The sequence below is a fragment of the Streptomyces sp. NPDC005866 genome (assembly GCF_040629895.1).
Taxonomy (GTDB): domain Bacteria; phylum Actinomycetota; class Actinomycetes; order Streptomycetales; family Streptomycetaceae; genus Streptomyces.
Map to the genome: position 1 here is coordinate 52,885 of NZ_JBEXWP010000016.1, position 16,738 is coordinate 69,622.

At 72.0% G+C, this 16,738-nt stretch carries 18 protein-coding genes and 1 pseudogene; 12 read left to right on the top strand and 7 right to left on the bottom strand.

Annotated features, from left to right (window positions below; all coding sequences use genetic code 11):
- Positions 1 to 94: 94 nt before the first annotated feature.
- Genes pelF through ABZ396_RS23505 form a run of 7 tightly spaced genes read left to right on the top strand, consistent with a single transcriptional unit; the run spans position 95 to position 7,197 of the window.
- Entirely contained in the window at positions 95 to 1,612 is a 1,518-nt protein-coding gene (gene pelF, locus ABZ396_RS23475; protein WP_358916795.1) for a GT4 family glycosyltransferase PelF, read from the top strand.
- Positions 1,609 to 3,036, top strand: coding sequence for a hypothetical protein (locus tag ABZ396_RS23480; RefSeq protein ID WP_358916797.1), 1,428 nt, complete (start codon positions 1,609 to 1,611; stop codon positions 3,034 to 3,036). The genes pelF and ABZ396_RS23480 overlap by 4 nt, the downstream gene beginning before the upstream one ends.
- A gap of 39 nt (positions 3,037 to 3,075) precedes the next feature.
- Entirely contained in the window at positions 3,076 to 4,077 is a 1,002-nt protein-coding gene (locus ABZ396_RS23485; protein WP_358916799.1) for a GDP-mannose 4,6-dehydratase, read from the top strand.
- 43 nt (positions 4,078 to 4,120) lie between these two features.
- Positions 4,121 to 4,834 carry a sugar phosphate nucleotidyltransferase gene (locus ABZ396_RS23490; protein ID WP_358916801.1) on the top strand — a complete coding sequence of 238 codons (714 nt, stop codon included), beginning with the start codon at positions 4,121 to 4,123 and terminating at the stop codon, positions 4,832 to 4,834.
- A gap of 7 nt (positions 4,835 to 4,841) precedes the next feature.
- Complete coding sequence (locus ABZ396_RS23495; RefSeq protein ID WP_358916803.1) at positions 4,842 to 5,732, top strand: NAD(P)-dependent oxidoreductase; 891 nt, start codon at positions 4,842 to 4,844, stop codon at positions 5,730 to 5,732.
- On the top strand, positions 5,729 to 6,388 hold the full coding sequence (locus ABZ396_RS23500) for a spherulation-specific family 4 protein (RefSeq protein WP_358916805.1): 660 nt from the start codon (positions 5,729 to 5,731) through the stop codon (positions 6,386 to 6,388). Before ABZ396_RS23495 ends, ABZ396_RS23500 begins: the two co-directional genes overlap by 4 nt.
- The gene (locus ABZ396_RS23505; RefSeq protein ID WP_358916987.1) at positions 6,388 to 7,197 is read left to right on the top strand and encodes an endo alpha-1,4 polygalactosaminidase; all 810 of its coding nucleotides are present in this window, start codon (positions 6,388 to 6,390) and stop codon (positions 7,195 to 7,197) included. The genes ABZ396_RS23500 and ABZ396_RS23505 overlap by 1 nt, the downstream gene beginning before the upstream one ends.
- 24 nt (positions 7,198 to 7,221) lie before the next feature.
- Here the strand turns inward: ABZ396_RS23505 and ABZ396_RS23510 are convergent.
- Together ABZ396_RS23510 and ABZ396_RS23515 are read right to left on the bottom strand one after the other, a co-directional pair.
- A pseudogene (locus ABZ396_RS23510) lies at positions 7,222 to 7,436 on the bottom strand (dihydrofolate reductase family protein); the annotation flags it as partial.
- Between the two features lie 166 nt (positions 7,437 to 7,602).
- The gene (locus tag ABZ396_RS23515; protein ID WP_358916806.1) at positions 7,603 to 8,043 is read right to left on the bottom strand and encodes an ATP-binding protein; all 441 of its coding nucleotides are present in this window, start codon (positions 8,041 to 8,043) and stop codon (positions 7,603 to 7,605) included.
- A gap of 235 nt (positions 8,044 to 8,278) precedes the next feature.
- On the opposite strand from ABZ396_RS23515, the gene ABZ396_RS23520 reads away from it, so the two are divergent.
- Both ABZ396_RS23520 and ABZ396_RS23525 read left to right on the top strand, forming a co-directional pair.
- Entirely contained in the window at positions 8,279 to 9,154 is an 876-nt protein-coding gene (locus tag ABZ396_RS23520) for a helix-turn-helix transcriptional regulator (protein WP_358916808.1), read from the top strand.
- Positions 9,151 to 9,411 carry a DUF397 domain-containing protein gene (locus ABZ396_RS23525; RefSeq protein ID WP_351704161.1) on the top strand — a complete coding sequence of 87 codons (261 nt, stop codon included), beginning with the start codon at positions 9,151 to 9,153 and terminating at the stop codon, positions 9,409 to 9,411. Before ABZ396_RS23520 ends, ABZ396_RS23525 begins: the two co-directional genes overlap by 4 nt.
- Positions 9,412 to 9,545: 134 nt before the next feature.
- Here the strand turns inward: ABZ396_RS23525 and ABZ396_RS23530 are convergent, their stop codons facing one another.
- From ABZ396_RS23530 to ABZ396_RS23540, 3 genes are all read right to left on the bottom strand, one after another.
- A complete protein-coding gene (locus ABZ396_RS23530) occupies positions 9,546 to 10,403 on the bottom strand; it encodes a chitosanase (RefSeq protein ID WP_358916810.1) in 858 nt (285 codons plus the stop codon).
- Between the two features lie 293 nt (positions 10,404 to 10,696).
- A complete protein-coding gene (locus tag ABZ396_RS23535; protein ID WP_358916811.1) occupies positions 10,697 to 11,380 on the bottom strand; it encodes an endonuclease in 684 nt (227 codons plus the stop codon).
- 58 nt (positions 11,381 to 11,438) lie between these two features.
- Positions 11,439 to 11,717 carry a DUF6343 family protein gene (locus ABZ396_RS23540; RefSeq protein WP_358916988.1) on the bottom strand — a complete coding sequence of 93 codons (279 nt, stop codon included), beginning with the start codon at positions 11,715 to 11,717 and terminating at the stop codon, positions 11,439 to 11,441.
- A gap of 197 nt (positions 11,718 to 11,914) precedes the next feature.
- Here ABZ396_RS23540 and ABZ396_RS23545 point away from each other — a divergent pair, with 197 nt between their 5' ends.
- Together ABZ396_RS23545 and ABZ396_RS23550 are read left to right on the top strand one after the other, a co-directional pair.
- Positions 11,915 to 12,262, top strand: coding sequence for a tetratricopeptide repeat protein (locus tag ABZ396_RS23545; RefSeq protein WP_358916813.1), 348 nt, complete (start codon positions 11,915 to 11,917; stop codon positions 12,260 to 12,262).
- A gap of 210 nt (positions 12,263 to 12,472) precedes the next feature.
- The gene (locus tag ABZ396_RS23550; protein WP_358916815.1) at positions 12,473 to 13,117 is read left to right on the top strand and encodes a peptide deformylase; all 645 of its coding nucleotides are present in this window, start codon (positions 12,473 to 12,475) and stop codon (positions 13,115 to 13,117) included.
- A 54-nt stretch (positions 13,118 to 13,171) separates the two neighbouring features.
- Here the strand turns inward: ABZ396_RS23550 and ABZ396_RS23555 are convergent, their stop codons facing one another.
- Positions 13,172 to 14,599: an NAD(P)/FAD-dependent oxidoreductase gene (locus ABZ396_RS23555; protein ID WP_358916817.1), complete on the bottom strand. Its 1,428-nt coding sequence runs from the start codon at positions 14,597 to 14,599 to the stop codon at positions 13,172 to 13,174.
- Positions 14,600 to 14,732: 133 nt separating this feature from the next.
- Between ABZ396_RS23555 and trxA the strand changes: the two genes are divergently transcribed.
- Positions 14,733 to 15,113 (top strand): thioredoxin, encoded by a 381-nt coding sequence (gene trxA, locus ABZ396_RS23560; RefSeq protein WP_358916819.1) that lies wholly within the window; start codon positions 14,733 to 14,735, stop codon positions 15,111 to 15,113.
- A gap of 110 nt (positions 15,114 to 15,223) precedes the next feature.
- Here trxA and ABZ396_RS23565 read toward each other — a convergent pair whose 3' ends face one another.
- A complete protein-coding gene (locus ABZ396_RS23565) occupies positions 15,224 to 16,660 on the bottom strand; it encodes a benzaldehyde dehydrogenase (protein ID WP_358916820.1) in 1,437 nt (478 codons plus the stop codon).
- Positions 16,661 to 16,738 lie beyond the last annotated feature (78 nt).

Here is a 16,738-nt window from a genome sequence, read left to right on the forward strand (position 1 = left end):
GCGACCGAAGCGAGAACAGACCCGTGGTCCTGGCCGCCCGCCCGGCGGCCGGGACCGGCACGACCACCCCACACCTCGGCCGTGGAGCACAACGATGCCCGTTCCCCATGGCGCGCCAGGCACCCGCACTACGCGCGTCACCCTGCTCACCGAAGGTACCTACCCGCACAGTCACGGCGGCGTCAGCGTCTGGTGCGACCAACTGGTGCGGGGCATGCCCGACATCGACTTCGACGTGGTCGCCGTCACCGGCACCGGACGCGAACCCGTCGTCTGGGACCTGCCCGCGCATGTCTCGAACGTGTGGTCCGTGCCGATGTGGGGCGACCCACCGCAGGGCCGCGCGCCCCGGGGCCGGGCCCGCCGTCAACTCGCCGACGCCTATGGCCGGTTCCTCGCCGCGCTGCTCGACCCCCGGGAGGAGGACGGCTTCCCGCCCGCCCTGTACGCCATGGCGGGGGCCGCTGCGGAGGGCACACTCAGCCCGTTCCTGCGCGCCGACACGGCGATCTCCGTCCTGACCTCGCTGTGGAACCGGCCCGGACTCGCCGTGCGCGAGGCCCGGCCGACCCTGCACGACGCGCTCACCGCGACCGCCCTTGTGGAGCACGCCCTGCGCCCGCTGACCGCTCCCCTGCCCGACAGCGGGGTCGCGCACGCGGTGAGCGGTGGTGTCGCAGCGCTGCCGGGCCTGGCCGCGCTGGACCGGCACGGCGTCCCGCTGCTGCTCACCGAACACGGCGTCTACCTGCGGGAACGCTATCTCGGCTATCGGACCGCGCCGTACCGCTGGCCGGTGAAGGCGGTCGTGCTCGGGTTCTTCCGGCTGCTGGCCCGCGAGTCCTACCGCAAGGCGGCCCTGATCACTCCGGGCAACCGCTACAACCGGCTCTGGGAGGAAGAGGGCGGCGCCGCCCCGGAGTCGATCCGTACCGTATACAACGGCGTCGACCCGGCCGCCTTCCCGGCGGCCGGACCGGAGCCGGAGGTGCCCACGCTCAGCTGGGCGGGCCGGGTCGACCCGATCAAGGACCTGGAGACACTGATCCGGGCCTTCTCTCTGGTCCGCGCCCAGGTCCCGCGGGCACGGCTGCGATTGTTCGGCGGGACGCCGCGGGGTGGCGAGGCCTACCGGGAGCGCTGTGAGGCCCTGGCCGCGGAGCTGGGCCATGGCGACGCCGTCACCTTCGAGGGCCGCGTCGACGACATCAAGGACGCGTACGCGGCCGGCAACGTGGTGATGCTCTCCAGTATCAGTGAGGGCTTCCCGTTCACGCTGATCGAGGCCATGTCCTGCGGGCGGGCCACCGTCTCCACCGATGTCGGCGGGGTCCGGGAGGCCGTCGGCGACACCGGGCTGGTGGTCGCGCCGCGCGATCCGCAGGCCATGGCCGCGGCGGCTCTTGAGCTGCTGGGCGATCCGGCGCGCCGCCGGGCGATGGGCGAGGCGGCCCGGCTGCGGGTGATCGAGCAGTTCACGCTCCGGCAGACCATCGACACCTTCCGCGCCATCTACCGAGAACTGCCCGTCCGTGCAAGGGAGTCGGTGGCCGAGCCGACGGCCCCGGCCGAGCTGTCCACCGCGTCCGTCACCGGGAGCGTGGCCCTGTGAGCGGACCGATATCCCTCGAACCCGGCGGGTCCGAGCAGGACACGCTGGCCCTGCGTCTGGCCGAGACCCGGCCCCCGCGCCGCCGCCGGCCGCGCTGGGCCCTCGACGATGCCACGCTGACCATACGGCTGCCCCGGCGCGGCCCGGACGAGGACGCGGTCAGCGAACTCGCCGCCGAACTCGCCGACCGGATAGGTCCCGCCGTCCACCCCTACGAAGTTGCCGCGCTGCTGGAGTCGGAGGGCCTGTCCGCCGCCCTGATCAACGAGCGGTACGGCCACCCGAACCTGTTCTCGCTCGCCTCGGCACTCTACGAACGGGTGCCCAGGACCTTCCCGGAACCCGCACCCGCGGCCGACCCGTGGCGTCCGGACACCGTGCGCTGTCTGCTGCGGGGCGTGCTGTTCGCCCTGCCCGGACTCGCCTATCTGCTCACCGCGCCACTGTGGAACGCGGCCGGGCACGCCCCCGCCCTGATCGTCGCCGGGCTGGTCTCCTGGGCCTGGGGGCAGGCCCTCGGCCACCGCGCCCATCTGCGGATGGCGACCGGACGGCACGAGGCCGGCCGTACCCTCCTGCTCGGCGCCCCGGTCGGGGCCGTGCTGGCCACGGGGGCTGCCGCGCCGGTCGCCGGGGGCGGCCCGGTCGTCCTGGCCGCCGCTGCCCAGTCGGCGTACCTGGCCGCGGCAGGGGTATTGCTGGTGCTGGCCCGGGAACGGCTGCTGCTGGCGGCCCTCAGCCCGCTGATCGCGGGCGCGGCCGTGCTGCCCTGGTGGGAGCCGGGCCGTCCGCTGCGGGCCGGGCTGCCGCTGCTGGCCCTCGCCGCGACGCTCGCGGTCACCGGGTGGGTCCTGTGGAACACCCACTCGGTCCCGTCCGTCACCGCCGCCCACCGGCCGAAGATGCGGTGGTCCCTGCCGTACGGCCTGTTCGGGCTGGCCGCCGGGGTACTGGTGCTCCTTGAGGGACGCTCAGAGCCGCACGCGCCGTACGCGGTGATCGTGCTCACCGTGAGCATGGGGCCCGCGGAGTGGCTGCTGTACCGCTACCGGGGGCTGTCCGTCGGCGCGTTGCGCGCCACCGCCAGCCCCGCCGCGTTCCTGCTGCGATCCGCCGGCATCCTCGGCCTCTGTCTGCTGCTCTACCTGCTGCCGCTGCTGCCCGCCGCCCTGCTCACCGGCGCCGCTCCGGCCGCCCTGCTGCTGCTCGCGGCCACCCTGTGGACCGCACTGCTGCTCCAGGCCTTCGGCGCGGCCTGGCCGTCGGCCGCGCTCTGTCTCACCGCCGCCATGGTCGCCGGCGCGTTCACCCTGTTCCACCTCCCCGGGGCCGCTCTCGCCCTGCCGCTGTGCTGCGGCGCCGCCGCGCTCTGTCTCACGGCCGGCGCGCTGGTGCTGCTCGGCCGCCCCGCCCCGCACGGATAACCGCACCCGCATGGACAACCGACTGGAAGGAAACGACAGTTGACCTCCGCACCGCTCGCCGCCGTCACCGGGGCCGAGGGTTTCATCGGCTCGCACCTCACCGAGGCGCTGGTCGCCTCCGGGCACCGGGTGCGGGCCATGGCCCAGTACAACTCCTTCTCCTCCTACGGCTGGCTGGAGACCCTGGACCGGGACGTCCTGGACCAGGTGGAGATCGTCCTCGGTGACGTCCGGGACCCGGGCTCGGTCCGCGGCCTCCTCGAAGGCGCCGGCACGGCCTACCACCTGGCCGCGCTGATCGCGATCCCGTACTCCTACCAGGCCCCGCACAGCTATGTGGACACCAACGTCACGGGCACGCTCAACGTGCTGGAGGCGGTCCGCGCGCTCGGCACGCCCCGGCTGGTGCACACCTCGACCAGTGAGACCTACGGCACCGCCCAGACGGTGCCGATCACCGAGGACCACCCCATCAACACCCAGTCCCCGTACGCCGCTTCGAAGGCCGGCGGGGACCGGCTCGCCGACAGCTACCACGCCAGCTTCGACACCCCGGTGGTGACGCTGCGGCCGTTCAACACCTACGGGCCGCGCCAGTCGATGCGCGCGGTGATCCCCACCGTCATCGGCCAGTTGGCGGCCGGGGAACGCAGCATCACCCTCGGCGACCTGCGTCCCACCCGGGACTTCCTGTTCGTCAAGGACACCGCCCAGGCGTTCCTGACGGTCGGCACCGCGCCCGCCGAGCAGGTGGTGGGCCGTACCTTCAACGCCGGTACCGGCGGGGAGATCTCGATCGGCGACCTGGTCGCGCTGATCGGCAAGGTCATGGACACCGCCGTCGACGTCCGCGAGGACGAGGCCCGGATCCGGCCCGCCAACTCGGAGGTGATGCGGCTGGTCGCCGACGCGAGCCGGCTCACCGCCGCCACCGGCTGGCGGCCCGCTCACTCCCTGGAGCAGGGTCTCGCGCAGAGCGTGGAGTTCTTCCGCGACCCGGCCAACCTCGCCCGCTACAAGACCGCCATCTACAACATCTGACCTCGTCCGGCACGTCTGCGCACGTACACGAAGGAGGAGCCCCATGCACGCAGTGATTCTGGCCGGAGGCAAGGGCGTCCGGCTGCGGCCCTATACGACCGCGCTGCCCAAGCCGCTCGTTCCGATCGGCGACCAGCACGCGATCCTGGAGATCGTGCTGCGCCAGCTCTCCACCGCCGGCTTCACCGGCGTCACTCTGGCGATCGGCCACCTCGGGGAGATCATCCGCGCCTATGTCGGCGACGGCTCCCAGTGGGGTCTGGCCGTCGACTACGCCACCGAGGAGAGCCCGCTGGGCACCATGGGCCCGCTGCTCAACCTGCGCCACCGGCTGCCCGAGACGTTCCTGGTGATGAACGGCGACATCCTCACGGACCTCGACTACGCCGACGTCCTGGACCGGCACAGAGACTCCGGGGCCCCGCTCACCATCGCCACCTACGCCCGTGAGGTGCGCATCGACTTCGGGGTGCTGACCACCGACGACAGCAAGGTCGTCGCGTTCACCGAGAAACCGAGCATGGACTACCGGGTCTCCATGGGCGTCTACGGGCTGTCCCGGTCGACGCTCGACGACTACACGCCCGGACTCCCGCTCGGCTTCGACGAGTTGGTCCTGGATCTGCTCAAGGCGGAAACTCCCCCGCACGCCTACGACTTCGAGGGGTACTGGCTGGACATCGGCCGCCCGGACGACTACGACCGGGCCAACGCCGAGTTCACCACCCGCAAGTCGCTGCTGCTCAAGGGAGCCTGAGCTCGTCATGCGCATTCTCGTCCTGGGCCACACCGGCTTTCTGGGCACCCATGTCGCCGCGGGACTGCGGGCCGTGCCCGGCGCGCAGGTCCTCGGCGGCGGCCGCTCGGCCGGCGCGGACCACCGCGTCGATCTCGCCTCCGTCCGCCCGGAGCAGCTTGCCAAGACCCTGGCGGCCATCGCGCCCGACACCGTGGTCAACTGTGCGGGCGTGACAGGCGCCGACGCGGTGGCGCTCGCCGAAGTCAATGCCCGCGGCCCGGCGGTGCTGTGTGCGGCGCTGCGCGACGCGGCCCCGGCGGCCCGTCTGGTGCACCTGGGCTCGGCCGCCGAGTACGGCCCCGGCACCCCGGACGCTCCGGTCACCGAGTCGGCGCCGACCAGCCCGGCCGGCCCGTACGGCGCGACCAAGCTCGCGGGCACGGTCACGGTGACCGCGTCCGGCCTGGACGCGGTGGTGCTGCGGGTGTGCAACCCGGTGGGGCCGGGGGCGCCGGCCGCCTCGCTGCCCGGCCGCATCACCGCGCTGCTGCGCGAGGCCGGTCCGGACCCGGAGGCGGTGCTGCGGCTGGGTGACCTTTCGGCGTACCGCGACTTCGTGGACGTACGGGACGTGGCCCGAGCGGCGGTCCTCGCGGCCACCGCTCCCGGACCGCCGCCCGTCCTCAATGTCGGCGGCGGCCGGGCCGTCCCGGTGCGCGAACTGGTGCACGCCCTGGCTGCCCGGGCCGGCTTCCGCGGCCGTGTGGAAGAGGGTACGGCGGGCTCCGTCCGTTCGGCGCGCGTGTCGTGGCAGTGCTCCGACATCTCCGCGGCCGAGCGGGCCCTGGGCTGGCGCCCGGCCCACACGCTGGAGGACGCGCTGGCCGCGCTGTGGGAGAGCGACGGTATGCGGTGACCCTGCTGATTCCGCTGTATGTGCACCCGGCCGAGGACCCGGGCGCCTGGCACCGCCTGATCACCGCCGTGAAGGGCACCTACGGTGTCGTCCTCAACCCGGCGAACGGCCCCGGCGACCGCCCCGACGCGGCGTTCACCGCCGCGGCCGACGCCCTGCGGTCGGCCGGGGCGCTCCTGCTGGGGTACGTCGACACCGACTACGGGATGCGCGGACCGGCCGAGGTCACCGAGGACGTGCGCCGGCACGAGGAGTGGTACTCGGCCGACGGCTGCTTTCTCGACCGGGTGACGGCGACTGTGGAGGCGCTGCCGTCCTGCCGCCGACTGGTGCGTGCCGTACGGAAGGCGGGCGCCGGGACGGTCGTGCTCAATCCGGGTGTCCACCCGGCGCCGGGCTATGTCCGCCTCGCCGATCTGACCGTCACCTTCGAGGGCCACTGGTCGACGTATGTCTCGGCGTTCAGCAGACCGGCCTGGGCCACCCGGCAGCCGCCCGAACGGCTGTGCCACCTGGTCTACGGCGTGCCCGAGGCCCTCGTCCCGCTCGCCGTACGCACCGCGCACGAGCGGGGCGCGGCGGTGTGCGGCCCGGTGACGGGCGAACCTCCCAATCCCTGGGCCCGGTTGACCCCGGCATTGACGGGAGCGGAGTGATCAGGGCACGGGCCGCGCTGACCGCTACCGTCACGGCGGCGCTCCTGGCGGGCTGCTCCGCACACCGGGACACCACGCCGACGCCCTCCTCCGAGACACGGCCCGCCAGGTCCCTCTGGAAACCCGAGCCCGGCCTGGCCTGGCAGTGGCAGCTGGACGGAAAGGTCAGGCCGACGGTGGACGTGCCCGTCTACGACATCGACGGCTTCGAGAACTCCAAGGCGGACGTGGCCCGGCTGCACGCCGCCGGCCGCAAGGTCATCTGTTACGTCAACGTCGGCGCGTGGGAGAACTTCCGGTCCGACCAGGGCGACTTCCCGCGCTCGCTGCTCGGCAAGAACAACGGGTGGGAGGGGGAACGCTGGCTGGACATCCGCAAACTGTCCCTGCTGCGGCCGATCATGGAGCGGCGCTTCGCCATGTGCCGTGACAAGGGCTTCGACGCGGTGGAACCCGACCTGGTGGAGGGCTACGGCAACGACACCGGGTTCCGCCTCACCGCCGCCGACCAGCTCCGCTACAACCGCATGATCGCGGGCATCGCCCATGCACGCGGGATGTCCGTGGGCCTGAAGAACGACCTCCCGCAGATCCCGCTGCTGCTCGCCGACTTCGACTTCGCGGTCAACGAGGAGTGCGCCCAGTACGGCGAGTGCGCGCGCCTCGCCCCGTTCGTCAAGGCGGGCAAGGCCGTCTTCCACGTGGAGTACGAGGAACCGCCCAGTGCCTTCTGCGCCGAGTCCCGGCGGCTGGGCCTGTCGTCGATGCAGAAGAAGCTCGAACTGGGGGTGTGGCGCAAGCCCTGTTGACGGCGGCGCGCGGCCCGGTCGGTGGACGACGTCGAAGACGGCCTTCCGCACGCCGTGGGAGCAGGCCTCCGGCTCGACCGGCTTCAGCTTCTGCGTGTCCTTGTCCGTCGTGCTGAACAGGCGCTTGCCGGCACCGAGCAGCAGCGGGTAGACGAGCAGGTGGTAGCGGCGATCAGGACCGCGCCGGACAGCGCGTGGTTCAGCGAGGCGCTGCCATGCACGATGATGGGGCCGCCCTGGCGGGCAAGGAAGTGCCCCGGTGGGCGCGGTCACCCTCCCCCTACGGGGCGACCGTGCTCACCGGGGCCGGCGCCGCTCTGCCCGTTCTCCGCAGAGACGGTCCGGGCGAGTCCCCCGCTCGCCCGTCCGGCACCCGTCCATCCCCCTGGGTGCCCGGCGCCCGTGTCAGACCGTCAATGTGGCCCACACGGCGTGGCCGCTGGTGAGCCGCGAGCGGTCGACGCCCCAGCGGTCGGCGAGTTCCTCGACGAGCAGCAGTCCCCGGCCGCCCTCGTCGTCGGGGCCGGGCTCACGCCGGAGCAGACCCCGCCGTGAGTAGTCGTGGTCATGCACCTCCAGCCGCAGACATCCGTCGGCGATGAGGCCCACACCGCACAGGATGCGCACGCTGAACGTGTGGCGGACGGCATTGGTGACCAGCTCGGACACGAGCAGCACCGCGTCCTCGCACAGCTCGCCGGGCATTCCCCACATGGTCAGGCGCTCTCTCATGGAGCGGCGGGCCACTCTGACGCTGGAGCGGTGCGAGGGCAGCTCGATCCAGTGAGCCTGGTCGGGGTCGACGACGTCTAACAGGTCGAAGGGGGAGGTCGTGTGGGGGGACACGGTGGTTGCCTTCCGTGAGGCGGTGCGGCGGGGAGCAGGCAGAGCTGAGCAACGTCCGCACAGGCGTCATGCGTTGCCCGTGATCGTGACCGCGAGTTACACAAGTAACTATGCTCGCAGCCGGGTTCAACCTGCAACCGACTCCCTGATAATTTCAGCGTGCCGGTGTCGGTGTGGTCGCTTCATCAAGTGGCTGTCGGGCTTGTCCCGGTGAAGTCCCCTCAGGAGGTAGGGCGTGAGCGAAGGCCGGTCGAACGCGGGCAGCGCCAGTGCGCCCACCGTGCTGCGCATGATCCTGGGCCGCAGACTCCAGGAGCGGCGCCAGGAAGCGGGCGTGTCACTGGAGGATGCGGCGCGGGCGCTGCGGGTCGCCCCCCTGACCATCCGTCGCCTGGAGAAGGCGGAGGTGGCGCTCAGGCCTCTCTATGTGGAGAAGCTCCTTGAGACCTACGGCGCCGACCGGCAGGAGACGGACGAGTTCGTCGCCTTCGCCGAGCGGGCCAATGAGCCCGGCTGGTGGCACACCTACCGTGATGTGCTGCCGACCTGGTTCAGCGCCTACGTGAGCCTGGAAACCGGGGCGAAGACCCTGCGCACCTACGAGCCGCACTACGCCACGGGGCTGCTGCAGACCCCCGAGTACGCGCGCGCGGTACTCGGCGGCGGCTTCCCGAACGACCGCGACGAGGACCTGGAGCGCCGCGTGAACCTCCGGCTGCGCCGTCAGGCCCTGCTGGAGAGAGCCGACGCGCCCACCCTGTGGGTGGTGACGGAGGAAGCCGTCCTGCACCGGGTGGTCGGCGGACCCGAGGTGATGCGGGCACAGATCGAACGGCTCCTGGAGGTCTCGGGACTGGAACACGTCAGCGTCGACGTCGTGCCGTTCACCGCCGGCGCCCATGTGGGCGTGTGCGCCCCCTTCACCTACTTCCGTTTCGAGGAGCCCGAGCTTCCCGACGTCGTCTACAGCGAGATCCTCTCCGGCGCGATGTACCTGGACCAGCGCTCCGACGTCGTCGCCCATCTCGAGGCCCACAACCGCATGTCCCTGCTGGCCTCCGGCGCGCAGAGCAGGGCCCTGCTGAACCGCATGCGCAAGGAGTACGCATGACCATCATCGACGGCAGTGCCCACGACGTGTACAACGGCATGCCCGCCTCGGACCTCGGTGAGCAGGGCTGGGAGTCGCCCTGGAGCGGCCCCAACGGTGGTCAGTGCGTGCAGACGAAACAGCTCGCCGACGGCCGGGTGGCGCTGCGCCAGTCGACCGATCCCGCCGGCCCCGCCCTGATCTACACCCCGGAGGAGATCACGGCGTTCGTCGCCGGGGTCAAACGGGGCCTCGCCGACCATCTGACCACTGGCTGACCTCCCTCCCCCACGGACCCCACGTCAACGGCGGTACTACGGTGCGGTTCCGCACGCGCGAGCCGTAACGCGCGCGGGCTGTCGTACCGCACGGTGATACGGCGGTACGACAGCCCGGAGCAACCGGGGGCGGGTCAGCCGATGTGGTAACTGTCCCCGTACACCTTCCAGTCGAGCGGGGTGTTCAGGCACAGGTTGCCCTTGCTCAGGAAGACCCGCTGCTCGGTGTCGACCCTGGTGGTGTCGCTGTGGGCCTCCTCCTGCTTCATGGCCCATACGCGCGCGTCGAGGAGCGCGTTGAGGTACGTCACCTCGTCGCCGCCCTGCGCCGGCGGCTTCGCCTTGCCGAGGGCGCGCTTGCGTATGTTGCGGAAACTGGTGGAGTCGTCGCCGTCGCCGTGCATGACGATGGCGTCGTAGTAGGCGAACTGCCCCAGCGTGCCCAGCCCGTCCGCCTTGCCCTGCTGAACGGCCGGGTTGAAGTACACACGGTCGCGCTCGTCGTTCTGCGCCTGCTGGAACGCGGTGTCCTGGGCCGCCTTGCGCCAGTCGGAGGGGAAGTTCGGGTCCAACCCCGAGTGCGAGTCGGTTCCGTTGACCCGGCGCAGCGCCGGGAGGTACTTGGCCAGCACGTTGCCGGGCTTGCGGTCGGCGTAGAGCTGGACGAGGTCGAGCATGTCGCCGGTGCCGGAGCAGAACCCGATGATCCCGGCGGTGTAGCCGCGGCCGTCGCCGATGTCCTCGATGTACTTGTACTGCGCCTTCCAGTCGAGCGAGGAGTTCTCCGCGCTCGACACCAGCTTCATGGCGATCTCCTTCTTCGCCGGGTCGTCGAGGCCCGCACAGCTCGTGGCCTCCGAAACGGCCGGGGCGGCCGAGGCGAGCGCGGGACGCAGCAGCACCGCGCCGGCCGCGGACGCGCCGAGCAGGGCGAGCAGAGTGCGACGGGAGGTCAGGACCGGGTTCGTCGGGGGGTTGTTCGGATGCCTCACGGGGGCTCCAGAAGGTGGTGGGGGGCGGAGTGGTACTGATAGGAAGGTTTCCTATCAGAGCTCGCCGGTGATGTGTACCCGTCACACAGAAAGTTCGTAGAGTCGAACAAGACAGGTACGGACCAGGAGGACGCCGGCCGGTTCCGGCAACCGGCCGTGTCACAGCACGGCTTCGTTCCCGGCGGGGACATCACGTTGTCAAGGCAGGGCACGGTCCGCCGCCGCCACTTCGTCCCCGCCCCGCTCGGCCGAGCCCGACCACGGCAGTCGAACGTATGACTACACAGCGTCGCCTAGTTGTTCTTCGACGCCAGGGACAGCACCTCGTCGGCCAGCGGTTTGTCGAGGGCCGCGTGGACCAGGCCGTCGGCCAGACGGGGGATTTCGCGGGCGGCGACGAGACCCCCGAGCTTCTCGGGCGAGGCGGGCAGTCCGAGCCGCCGGGCGCCGTCCAACGCCTTGCGGTCGAAGTACGGTGCGAACTCCGGCCACACGCCCTGGACGTCACGCAGGAAGATGTCGGCGCCCGTGGGGCCGATCCCGGGTATGTCCGTCAAGGCCTTCCGTGGGTCGCTCTCCCCGCGCAGCCTGCGCAGATCGCCGTCGTACCGTTCGAGGAGCAGTTCGGCTCCCTTGCCGAGCAAGGTGGAGGTGCGCTCGTCGTAACGGCGGTAGCCACCCTTGCCGAGGACGTCGACGCGTTGCTGCCAGGATGCGTCCGCCATCGACCGCGCATCACGCAGCCCGGCGTCGAACAGGGCCCTGGCCGCGGCCACCGCGATGTCGGCCCTGATGCGGGCGCTGAGGAGATTCGCGAGCACAAGCGTCTGGTACAGCGGTGCGGGGGTGTTGCGCAGCCGGATGCCGGCCTGCGCCAGGTAGGTGCGCCGCTGCCGGTCGAACAGGGCGTGCACCACCGACTCGTCCGTCGTGCCGGTCGTCTTCGTGTCGGATTTCCCGTCGGTCTTCGTCGTCATGGTCCGGTCACCGACTCCGCGTTGTCACCGGTCTGTGCAGGCACCGAGGTGTCTGACCTCACCGAGGGGCGCTCCGCTCGCGACGCAGCCGACGTATGACAACCAGCAGGTCCATGGCCGCCGCCAGGGCGAGGGCCGCGCAGACGGCGGCGAGGGTGACCAGGACGCCGCGGCCGGGGCTGTCCCCCGTTCCGGAGTGCGCGGCCCAGACGGCGAACAGGACGCAAGCCGCGGCGAACAGCGGCAGGAAGATGCCGCTCAGCAGCAGGCGCAGGCGCACCGCGCTACGGGCGGTGACCGGTTCGGTACCGGTCCGCGGGACGCGGCCGCCGATCATTCCGGAGCGCGCCCGCGACAGCGGCTGCCGAGTTCGGCCGGGAGGTTCGTGGCTCATGGCGTTCCCCTTCCTCGGTGGCTCGGCACATCTCTGTGCACCGGCCGCGTAGCCCGTACCGGCACCGCCAAACCATCACCCACGGGGTAGTGGAATATTCAACTACATCCCTCGGTTGACGGCGCCGAAGGAGGTCACGAGTGGACACCACGTACTACGACCAGGGAACCCTCGCCGAACGCTGGGACCGCGCCCAGCTGTTCTTCGACGCCAAGGACTACGCGGGCGCCGCGCGGGTGCTGGCCGGGCTGGTCGAGGAGGTGCCGGAGCAGACCGGACCCCGGCTGCTGCTGGCGCGCGCCTACTACCACTCGGCTCAACTGCGCCGCGCCGAGACCGAGTTGCGCGAGATCGTCGAGCGCGACCCGGTGGAGCACTACGCCCGGCTGATGCTGGCTCGCACCCTCCAGCGGCAGGCCCGGCACGAGGAGGCGGAGCCTCATCTGCGCCTCGCCTCGGCGCTGGCCGGGGACTTCCCGGAGGAGTGAGCGGCGTTCACTGTCGTACGGCGGTCACGACGGCGTGGCCGCGTGCAGGATCAGGAACAGGGTGACCGCCGAGTTCGCCGAGGGCATCGCCGACACCAGGGTGCCCGCGGCCGCGCCCCGGACGGCGAGGCCGGCCGCGGTGGGGTGGGAGCAAGTTCCCGGTGAGTAGAGTGACCCGTGTCACACTCTCCGTCATGGCATGCTGGCGCGATGGCATCTCCCAGTGATCGCGCACCGCTTGCCGAGCGGGTCGAGGAACTCCTCGCCGTCGGCGGCCCGTTGCCCATCGTCGCGGCCGGCGACCCGGTTTTGCGGCGCGGAACCGAGCCGTACGACGGCCAGTTGGGCCCGGAGTTGCTGGCCCGGTTCGTGGGGGCGCTGCGCGGCACCATGCACGCGGCACCGGGCGTGGGCCTGGCCGCGCCCCAGGTCGGCATCCCGCTGCGGATCGCGGTGATCGAGGATCCGGCACCGGTGCCGGCGGAGGTGGCGGTCGCCCGGGGCCGGGTCCCGCAGCCGTTCCGGGTGCTGGTCAACCCGGTCTACGAGCCCGTCGGCGGGGCCCGCGCCGCCTTCTTCGAGGGCTGCCTGAGCGTGCCGGGCTATCAGGCGGTGGTGGCCCGGCACGCCGAGGTACGACTGCGCGGTCAGGACGAGCGCGGCAGCGCGGTCGACGAGGTGTTCACGGGGTGGCCGGCCCGGATCGTCCAGCACGAGACCGACCACCTCGACGGCACGCTCTACCTGGACCGTGCCGAACTCCGCTCACTGTCGTCGAACGAGGCGATGGCACAGCGCTGGGCCGAGCCGACGCCGACGAGGGCGGCGGAGGAACTGGGCTTCACGTTGCCCTGACCAGGACCGCGCCCCGTTCGGGAGCGCCCCGGAGAGGGGAGGGGCCGTCGGCCGTCACCCCCGGTACTCCTCCAGCAGCCGCAGCCACACCTCACTCAGAGTCGGATAAGACGGCACCGCATGCCACAGCCGGCTGATCGGCACCTGCCCGGCGACGGCGACCGTCGCCGAGTGGATCAGCTCCCCGACGCCGGGGCCGACGAACGTCACCCCGCGCAGGATCTCCGCCTCCACGTCCACGACCATGCGGGCGCGGCCCTTGTAGCCGTCGGCGTACAGGCCCGCCCCGGCGACCGAGGAGAACTCGACGTCGACGGCCCGCACCCGGTAGCCGGCCTGCTCCGCCTCGGCGAGGGAGAGGCCGACCGCCGCCGCCTCCGGGTCGGTGAAGACGACCTGCGGTACGGCGTGATGGTCGGCGGTGGCAGCGTGCGCGCCCCAGGGGCCGTCCAGGAGGGGCGTGTCCGAGGCGCGGGCGGCGATGGTGTCGCCCGCGATCCGGGCCTGGTACTTGCCCTGGTGGGTGAGGAGCGCCCGGTGGTTGACGTCCCCTACGGCGTAGAGCCAGTCGGTGCCCTCGACCATCAGGCTGTCGTCGACGGTGAGCCAGGAGCCCGGTTCCAGACCGACGGTGTCCAGGCCGATGTCGTCGGTGTGCGGGACGCGCCCGGTGGCGAAGAGGACCTCGTCGGCCTCGATGCGGTCACCGGCGTCGGTCACGGCCACGACCGTGCCGTTCTCGCGGGTCACCGACTCGACGGAGGTGCCGGTGCGGACGTCGACGCCGGCCTCCTTGAGCGCCTCGGCGACGAGTTCACCGGCGAACGGCTCCATACGGTTGAGCAGGCCCTTACCGCGGACCAGGAGGGTGACCCGGGAGCCGAGGGCCTGCCAGGCGGTGGCCATCTCGGTGGCGACGACACCGCCGCCGACGACGATCAGCCGGCCGGGCGTCTCCTGGGCGCTGGTGGCCTCACGGCTGGTCCAGGGCTTGACCTCGGCGAGTCCGGGCAGGGCGGGCAGCTGGGCGCGGGTGCCGGTGGCGACGGCGACCGCGTGCCGGGCGGTGAGGGTGGTGAGGGTGCCGTCGGGGCCGGTCACGGTGACCGTGCGGGGTCCGGCGAGGCGGCCGTGGCCGCGGTACAGGTCGGCACCGATGCCCTCGAGCCAGGCGACCTGGCCGTCGTCCTTCCAGTGCGAGGTGAACTCGTTGCGGCGGGCGAGGACCGCGGGGGTGTCGAGAGGGCCCTGGACCGCCTGGCTGAGACCGGGCAGGCGGCGGGCGTCGGCCTGGGCGATGACCGGGCGCAGCAGGGCCTTGCTGGGCATGCACGCCCAGTACGAGCATTCGCCGCCGACGAGTTCGCTCTCCACGACCGCGGTGGTGAGGCCGGCCGCACGGGTGCGGCCGGCGACGTTCTCCCCCACGGGCCCGGCCCCGAGCACCACGACGTCGTAAGCGATGGATTCCGTTTCCGTCATGGGGTCAGTCTTACGGGTGGCGTGCGCCGGGGCCACACGGGTACCTGGCCGGAATACCCACCCCGGCGGACGTGTTGTGCGGACGGTTCGTCCCGGAGCGGGGCGCCCCCCACATCAGGAAGGCGGAACACGCATGAGCAGCACCGTGGAACTCACCAAGGAGAACTTCGACCAGATGGTCAGCGAGAACGAGTTCGTTCTCATCGACTTCTGGGCGGCCTGGTGCGGCCCGTGCCGTATGTTCGCCCCGGTCTACGAGAAGGCCGCGCAGGACAACCCGGACCTGGTGTTCGCCAAGGTCGACACCGAGGCGCAGCCGGAGCTGGCCGCGGCCTTCGACATCCAGTCGATCCCGACCCTGATGATCGTCCGCGACCAGGTCGCCGTCTTCGCCCAGCCGGGCGCGCTCCCGGAGGCCGCCCTGACGGACGTCATCGGCCAGGCCCGCAAGCTGGACATGGACGAGGTGCGCAAGAGCGTCGCCGCGCAGCAGGGCGGCGCGCAGGGCGAGTGACGGCCTACCACCCGGGTGACAAGCCACCGCCTGAGTAACACCGCATAGCCGCAGTCAGGCCCTCTGACTGCGGCTATACCTTTTAGCTCGCTTTACTCGGTCTACTCGGCTCAGAAAGGGTACGGCGCCACGTCCCCGCGCACGGTCGTCCACCGCACGTCCGTGAACGCCTCCAGGTTGGACTCGCCGCCGAACCGCGCCCCGGTGCCGGAGGCGGCGACTCCGCCGAAGGGGGCCACGGCCTCGTCGTTCACGGTCTGGTCGTTGATGTGGACGATGCCGGTCGGGATGCGTTCGGCGAGGTCCAGGCCGCGTGCCGCGTCCCGGGTGACGATGCCGAGAGACAGGCCGTAGGAGCTGTCCGCCGCCAGGGCGGCGGCCTCGTCGGCGTCGGCGAAGGCGCGGACGGGCGCGACCGGTCCGAAGACCTCCTCGGCGTAGGCGGGGGTCCGCTCGTCGACGCCGCTGATGACCGTGGGCCGGTAGAAGAGGTTCTCGTGGGTACCGCCGGCCGCGAGTTTCGCGCCGTGGGCGGTGCTCGACTCCACCAGGGCGTGGATCTTGGCGAGCTGCCCGGCGTCGATGATCGGGCCGAGGTGGACCTGCTCGCGGTGCGGGTCGCCTACGGCGAGGGAGTCGGCCTTGGCGGCGAGGCGTTCGACGTACTCGTCGACCAGGGAACGGTGGACCAGGTGCCGTCCGGTGGTCATGCAGATCTGGCCCTGGTGGAAGAAGGATCCCCAGGCGGCCGTGGAGATCACCGCGTCAAGGTCGGCGTCCTCGAGGACGATCAGGGCGGAGTTGCCGCCGAGTTCGAGGTGGGCGCGCTTGAGATGGCGGCCCGCGGCCTCGCCGACCGCGCGGCCGGCCGCCGTCGATCCGGTGAAGGAGATGACCGGCACCCGCGGGTCCTCGACCAGCGCCGCGCCGGCGTCGGCCCCGCCGGGCAGCACCTGCAGCAGCCCTTCGGGCAGCCCGGCCTCGGCGAACACCGCGGCGAGGGCGAGCCCGCCACAGACGGCGGTGCGCGGGTCCGGCTTCAGGACCACCCCGTTGCCCAGCGCGAGGGCGGGCGCGACCGACCGGATGGACAGGATCAGCGGCGCGTTGAACGGTGCGATCACCCCGGCCACACCGACCGGGACCCGGCGGGTGTACGACAGCCGGGGCCCCTCGCTCGGCAGGACCTGGCCCGCCGGGCGGGAGGCGAGGGCGGCGGCCTCGTAGCACTCCTGGGCGGCGACGTGCAGTTCGAAGTCCGCCTTGCCGGGTATGGAGCCGGACTCGCGGACGATCCACTCGCGCAGTTCGTCGGCGTGCTCCGTGAACAAGTCGCCCGCACGGCGCAGGACTCGGGCCCGCACGAAGTGCGGTGCGCGGGCCCAGTCGCGCTGCGCGGCGAGGGCGGCCGTGGCGGCAGGGGAGACGTCCGCGGGGGCGGCCAGGGTGACCGCGCCGAGCGTGTCGCCGGTGGCGGGCTCGGTGACGGCGTACTGGGGGCCGGACAGGGCACTCGCCTGCCAGGTCTTCGGGTCGAGCAGCGGCATGACGGCTCTCCGATCGATCACCGGGGTTGCGCGGCCCACGGCGCCCGTGAGCCGTTTTTGTTGAGCGCGCAACATCCT

Excerpts from the sequence above, each read along its gene's own strand:
- pelF (WP_358916795.1), top strand. The coding sequence starts at position 95 with ATGCCCGTTCCCCATGGCGCGCCAGGCACCCGCACTACGCGCGTCACC.
- ABZ396_RS23490 (WP_358916801.1), top strand. The coding sequence starts at position 4,121 with ATGCACGCAGTGATTCTGGCCGGAGGCAAGGGCGTCCGGCTGCGGCCC.
- ABZ396_RS23495 (WP_358916803.1), top strand. The coding sequence starts at position 4,842 with ATGCGCATTCTCGTCCTGGGCCACACCGGCTTTCTGGGCACCCATGTC.
- ABZ396_RS23525 (WP_351704161.1), top strand. The coding sequence starts at position 9,151 with ATGACCATCATCGACGGCAGTGCCCACGACGTGTACAACGGCATGCCC.
- ABZ396_RS23535 (WP_358916811.1), bottom strand. The coding sequence starts at position 11,380 with ATGACGACGAAGACCGACGGGAAATCCGACACGAAGACGACCGGCACG.
- ABZ396_RS23540 (WP_358916988.1), bottom strand. The coding sequence starts at position 11,717 with ATGATCGGCGGCCGCGTCCCGCGGACCGGTACCGAACCGGTCACCGCC.
- ABZ396_RS23550 (WP_358916815.1), top strand. The coding sequence starts at position 12,473 with ATGGCATCTCCCAGTGATCGCGCACCGCTTGCCGAGCGGGTCGAGGAA.
- ABZ396_RS23555 (WP_358916817.1), bottom strand. The coding sequence starts at position 14,599 with ATGACGGAAACGGAATCCATCGCTTACGACGTCGTGGTGCTCGGGGCC.
- trxA (WP_358916819.1), top strand. The coding sequence starts at position 14,733 with ATGAGCAGCACCGTGGAACTCACCAAGGAGAACTTCGACCAGATGGTC.
- ABZ396_RS23565 (WP_358916820.1), bottom strand. The coding sequence starts at position 16,660 with ATGCCGCTGCTCGACCCGAAGACCTGGCAGGCGAGTGCCCTGTCCGGC.